The 4,862-nt window shown below is 46.7% G+C and carries 6 protein-coding genes and 1 tRNA gene; 2 read left to right on the top strand and 5 right to left on the bottom strand.

Features of this window, described 5'->3' with window-relative positions; all coding sequences use genetic code 11:
* The 4 genes from VIM87_RS27725 to VIM87_RS27710 all read right to left on the bottom strand — a co-directional run.
* A partial coding sequence (locus VIM87_RS27725) for a FecR domain-containing protein (protein ID WP_332000129.1) occupies positions 1-659 on the bottom strand: 659 nt, incomplete at its 3' end.
* 101 nt (positions 660-760) lie between these two features.
* Entirely contained in the window at positions 761-1,339 is a 579-nt protein-coding gene (locus VIM87_RS27720) for an RNA polymerase sigma-70 factor (RefSeq protein WP_332000128.1), read from the bottom strand.
* Positions 1,340-1,632: 293 nt separating this feature from the next.
* Positions 1,633-2,205, bottom strand: a complete 573-nt coding sequence (locus VIM87_RS27715; protein ID WP_332000127.1) for a hypothetical protein — start codon at positions 2,203-2,205, stop codon at positions 1,633-1,635.
* Between the two features lie 186 nt (positions 2,206-2,391).
* Positions 2,392-2,478 (bottom strand) — tRNA-Leu (locus VIM87_RS27710).
* 89 nt (positions 2,479-2,567) lie between these two features.
* Here VIM87_RS27710 and VIM87_RS27705 point away from each other — a divergent pair.
* Together VIM87_RS27705 and VIM87_RS27700 are read left to right on the top strand one after the other, a co-directional pair.
* Positions 2,568-3,800 (top strand): NAD(P)-dependent oxidoreductase, encoded by a 1,233-nt coding sequence (locus VIM87_RS27705; RefSeq protein ID WP_332000126.1) that lies wholly within the window; start codon positions 2,568-2,570, stop codon positions 3,798-3,800.
* 59 nt (positions 3,801-3,859) lie between these two features.
* Positions 3,860-4,360, top strand: a complete 501-nt coding sequence (locus VIM87_RS27700) for a hypothetical protein (protein ID WP_332000125.1) — start codon at positions 3,860-3,862, stop codon at positions 4,358-4,360.
* A 3-nt stretch (positions 4,361-4,363) separates the two neighbouring features.
* Here VIM87_RS27700 and VIM87_RS27695 read toward each other — a convergent pair.
* The coding region (locus tag VIM87_RS27695) for a hypothetical protein (protein WP_332000124.1) at positions 4,364-4,862 on the bottom strand (499 nt) is incomplete at its 5' end.

Genomic DNA, 4,862 nt, shown 5'->3' with positions numbered 1-4,862 from the left:
CCATAAAGGAGCTCCACATCGCGGCTCCTGCGTCCGGGTTTTTCCGGAAAACGGATGGCGCTTGCTGTGTTCAGCCAGATCTTAGTACCGTCACCCAGGTTTAACTGGTAAACACCACCTTTCGGTGTCCGGAGTGTATCGTAGGTTATTGGCTCAGTATCAGTGATCGTGCCCTTATTATAAGTAAGCGATCCGTTGGCATTTTCCTGGATCACAACATCCGTATTCGGAACAGTAATTTTTTGTAAGCCGGTGCCAAGCAGTATTTTTTTGCCATTCCCCATGGTGAGTTCAGCTTTATTTTCACCAGGCCTGATATCAGCGAGTGCAATCTTATTACTATCAGCAGATAGCTGCTTATTGGAGTTCAATAAAAAATAGGCGCCGGCAGACAAGACAATCAGGACGGATGCTGCGATTGAGATATATTTGAGCGGGAAACGGCTCTTCCTGGTCAGAATAGCATCCAGTATTTGCTCAGCCTCTTCTTCGGGAAGCTCCTGTTTGGACTCAAAATCATTCCAGATGTTGCTCAGGAGATCGTCTTTTTGTTCATCGCTAAGTTCCCTCAGGAAGCTGAACAATTCGGCTTCTTCCTGCGGGTTACACTGGCGGTGGATATATTTTGACAGTAAAAATCTTATTCTATCTTCAGACATCTGTTTAAACTTATTTAGCACAGGTTTCCCATGCGTATGTCTGTAAGACGATCAAAAGACCCAAACGTGCAAAAAAAGATCAGGATTTTTTTTCCCGGCTTTTAAAAGCGGGTAATTATAATGACGAGGGTTAAAAAGAGGTTGGATTTTAAGGAGTTCAGCGCATTTCTAAAGTGGCTTCTTATGGTTGGAACAGAAAGACTCAGTTTTTTAGCAATTTCAGCGTATTCAATCCCCTGAAGATGTCTTAGTTCATAAACCAACCGTTGTTGTTTGGGTAATTTTTGTAAGGAGTTTTCGTATTTTTCTTTAATTTCTGCAGCTTTGATATCCTCGAAAGGATCATAAGAAGCAGATTCTTTTGAGATCACACTCAGATGTGAAAGTACGGTAGATTCGCGTGAAGCCCGCTTCAGATGATCAAGCGCAGCATTCCTTGCCATACGGTAAATTAAGGCATTAAAGTTTTCAATTTCGCAGGCACGGCGACGCATTTTCCATATTTTAAAAAAAACGTCCTGTACAATGTCTTTTGAAATTTCTTTTGAGGAGGTGATCCCCAGAATAAAACCGTAGATCTTATTTCTATAGCTGTTAAAAAGTATGGCGAATGCCTGCTCATCGTCAAGTGTAAGCGCATTAAGTAATTCCCGCTCCCTTTCACATGTTAGCTTTTGCATCCTGATAGTATAAAGTACCCTGATATATTATTATAATTAATCACAACTACTAAAACGGCAGTGATTGAGCCATAATTAGCTTATACATTTCGTTAAGCTTTAAAAAATATACGTAATTTATAAAAGAAGTCCAGATATTCAAAATAACTTCTTGATTTTGATTTACAGGATCTGTTTGCTCAGGAGGATACCACCCCTGCTAAATTCCATGTAAAAAAAAACGCCGGAGGTATTACCTCCGGCATTTTTCCACCAATCATGTTTTCATATATCATACAAGCGAAAACAAAATATTAGTCCTTCAACCCGAGATACGCTTTTACCGCGGCATAATCGGACCAGTTTACTGAAGCAGCTGATCTTCCCTCGGTATTGCCAGGCACGATCATGTACCGGAATTGTTGATACTTTTTACCATTGGCAGTGAAAGAGCTCAGGTCCGAATTAGAATACAACGAAATTCCCTGCGTGTAAGCCGAGAACTGTATGTAAAGACCAGATGGAGCATTATAAGGCAACGGATAAATGACAGGATCACTTGCATCTTCAGCATTGATGTACATTTTTACATCAGCGGTATTCACCAGCGCCGTGGTAAGTTTAGGCACATCGATATCAGCAAAGTAACCTACTGTATCAATACCGCCGCCTGCTGTATGTATAGTATCCGGCTTAAACGGCACATCCAGCCAATCTGAATAGATCACAGTGCCGGAGGCATTATCACCTTTGGGCCCTTCCGGGCCGGCCGGACCAACCGGACCTTGCGGCCCTGCAGCGCCATCTTTACCGCAGGATATCATGAACATAACAAAAAAGAGTCCTGACAGCAGGACTAACGGATAAGTAAAATTAGATCTTCTCATATTGGAGTTTGTGTTTAAGGCCTGAAGGGTCAGGGGGTTTATACTAGATTAGGGGCGCCAAATTACAAATTTTCCTCACAAAGTAAAATCGTGTTATATCTTATTCGCTGCAGGCAAGATTGCAGATCATTAATCGGTCACACATTTTAATAGAACAAAAAAAGGCCGGAGATAATCTCCGGCCTTTGGTGCCCAGAACAGGAATCGAACCTGCACTACCTTGCGATAACCAGATTTTGAGTCTAGCGCGTCTACCAATTCCGCCATCTGGGCAATCCCGCAATCGCGGGGACGCAAATGTAGAAAATTTTCCCGGAAAGCCAAATAAAAATTCTGAATTGGGTTATTCCGTAAATTGGCCCATGCAAGTAACTGATACTACCATCCACATCGGCCTTATAAGGGAAGAAAAAATACCACACGATAACCGGGCCGCATTTACACCACAACAATGCCAATGGATCTTACAGAACTACCCCAGCGTAAGCATCACCGTACAGCCCTCGCCACACCGCTGCTTCACGGATAGCGAATACACGCAGGCAGGCATTCCGCTGGCAGAAGACCTCTCCCACTGCCACATCCTGCTGGGCATTAAAGAAGTGCCAAAGGAAAAGCTGCTCCCCGGCAAAACCTACCTCTTCTTTTCACATACCAAAAAACAGCAGCCTAATAACCAGGCTATGCTGCAGCATATCATAGACCAGCACATTACCCTGGTGGACTATGAATGCCTGGTACATGAAGACGGGCAGCGCATTCTGGGCTTCGGATTTTTTGCCGGCGTGGTAGGCGCGCATAATGGATTGCTGGCCTATGGTAAACGCACGGGCCTGTTCACTTACCGCCCGGTACATACCTGCCACGACCTGCAGGAGCTTATCAAACATTACTTCGGCATTAAGCTGCCGCCCCTGAAGATCGTGATCACCGGCTCCGGGCGCGTAGCTGCAGGCATCCTGGAAGTAATGGGCATGCTGGGTATAAAATACATTACCCCCGAAGAGTTCCTCATTAACAGCTATGCCTACCCCGTATACACGCAGCTGAAAGCCGGTGAGCTATACCTGCGCCGCTCCGATAAAACGTATAGCCGCGACGATTTTCATACCAGCCCTGAAAATTATGAATGCCGCTTCCTGCCCTATGTTACGGCCAGCGATATTTTGATGAATGGCATTTATTGGGAAGAAGGTATCGCCCCGCTTTTCACCTGGAATGATCTGGCCAAAGATAACTTCCGCATCCAGGTGATTGCCGACATTACAGACGACACCAACGGATCCATCCCCTGCAACCTGGGCGATTCCACCATTGCCGACCCCGTGTACGGCGTAGACCGCATTAGCCGGGAACGTACGGCCCCCGGCCTCTCCCGCTCCATAGACATGATGTGCGTAAGCAACCTGCCTAATGAGCTGCCCCGCGATGCCTCCCAGTATTTCGGCGATCAGCTGATGAAATACGTGTTTGAAGAGCTGCTGCAGCCCTGCAGCACAACCATCGAAAATGCTACCATCGCCAAGAACGGGCAGCTCACAGAAAGATTCGCCTACCTGGAAGGATATGTACAGGACCGGGTATCCGGCCAATGAATAGAAAGTGTATCTTTACACCAGAGTCTTTTCCCCGTCATTTCTAATTAGGACAGTTTATGCGCATTGCCAACGCCCCAATTATTATAATAGCATTGCTATGCTGTATCATATTTGGCTGTAAAAGAGAGCTAAGCCGGGAAATACCGTACCCGGGCGGCATTATAGATACCACAGGGACAGATACAACAGATACAACCGGCACCAATCCGCCGGATACCGTGGTGAATATAGATAGCTTTGCCAACTTTGAGCTGGTGGTCAGCGCCGGTAAATGCGCCAATTTCCAGGTGCAGGGCCTGTATGTTTCCGGTGAATACTTAACGGAGAATGAAACGGTAACCCTGGAAGTGAATGTTATTACTCCCGGCAGATGGTCCGTTGTCAGCGGCACTGTTAATGGCATGACCTTCTCCGACGTAGGCATTTTTACCCACACCGGCATACAAACTATTTCCCTTTATGGTGCAGGTGTTCCCGGTGAGTTTGGCACCACCCTGGTACCGGTGTCCGTAGGCACTACCAGCTGCAGTTTTCATGTACCGGTCAGTGAAAATTAGGGCTTATAAATAGAGGTAATAAGGCTGCAGCAACGCCACAAATTCCGGCGTATACACATTTTGCTTTTCATAGATAGCCAGGGATGTTATAACCGGTGTAACCCGCTGCCGGCTGAAAATGCCTACAGTGCGGAAATACCCGTGCTGCACGCTTTGTTTCACTTCCAGTATTTGTTGAGGATGATAACCGGCTGCTTCCGCCAGTTGCCTGAAGCCGGGGAAAGCCGCATACGGCAGCAGTACAGAAAAGCTGCCCTCCACATGCAAATGAGCGCTGATGGCTTGCAGCAGCCCTTCATAGCCAAGTGTGGTAGCGTGCATGGCCTGGTTGCGCAGGGTATCGCCGCTTTTTAAGCTGCCTTCGTAAAAGGGAGGATTGGTGATAATATGATCGTATAAGCGGGTAACCGGCAAAGTGCGTATATCCGCCTGCGTTACCTGCAAATGCGCTGCCCAGGGCGATGCTGCAAAGTTTTGCCGGGCCTGCGCCGCCGCAGCAGCA

This window comes from Chitinophaga sp. (genome assembly GCF_036569125.1).
Lineage (GTDB): Bacteria > Bacteroidota > Bacteroidia > Chitinophagales > Chitinophagaceae > Chitinophaga.
Note: the sequence above shows the minus strand (reverse complement) of the source record. Positions and strands in the feature narration are given on the sequence as shown.

What these genes read in the sequence shown, in the direction of transcription:
- VIM87_RS27720 (WP_332000128.1), bottom strand. Translation starts at nt 1,339, where the DNA reads ATGCAAAAGCTAACATGTGAAAGGGAGCGGGAATTACTTAATGCGCTT.
- VIM87_RS27715 (WP_332000127.1), bottom strand. Translation starts at nt 2,205, where the DNA reads ATGAGAAGATCTAATTTTACTTATCCGTTAGTCCTGCTGTCAGGACTC.
- VIM87_RS27705 (WP_332000126.1), top strand. Translation starts at nt 2,568, where the DNA reads ATGCAAGTAACTGATACTACCATCCACATCGGCCTTATAAGGGAAGAA.
- VIM87_RS27700 (WP_332000125.1), top strand. Translation starts at nt 3,860, where the DNA reads ATGCGCATTGCCAACGCCCCAATTATTATAATAGCATTGCTATGCTGT.